At 54.8% G+C, this 420-nt stretch carries 1 protein-coding gene; it reads right to left on the bottom strand.

Going from position 1 to position 420, the window contains the following annotated elements; translation table 11 throughout:
* On the bottom strand, positions 1–420 hold a 420-nt coding region (locus ACI77I_RS32205), incomplete at both ends, for an inovirus-type Gp2 protein (protein ID WP_407000249.1).

The following is a 420-nucleotide window of genomic DNA, read 5'->3' on the forward strand; positions in this document are numbered from 1 at the left end:
TTGGATCATCCTGAGAGAGGTGGAACGTGGCGTTTGCAGGGATATTCACCAAGCCATCAGCCTCCTCGAACGCAATCCTCAATGCGCTGGCCCACGCAGCCTGGATGCGACTGTAGAGATTCTCCCGCTCCGACTGAAAGCGTCCCAACCTGTGGTACGCATCCCGATTGAGCAGCAATACGAAGTGGTAGTGAGCTCGACCCTGACGCCCAACCTCCCTGACCCAGCACCAACGAATACTGGTCCGATGAGCAGCACCATACAGGCGCTCTGAACGCTTACGAGCGGATTGAATCCTGAAGGTCAATGAATCAACAAACCGGGAAATGACGGCATTGCCTGAATCAGGTGATGCATCATCTGGAAAACGTGGATCAAACCTTACCGCGAACACCTCACGATGATCGCTGAGCGCGAGCT

Origin of the sequence: Pseudomonas sp. D47 (genome assembly GCF_045447305.1) — a bacterium.
Taxonomy (GTDB): Bacteria; Pseudomonadota; Gammaproteobacteria; order Pseudomonadales; family Pseudomonadaceae; genus Aquipseudomonas.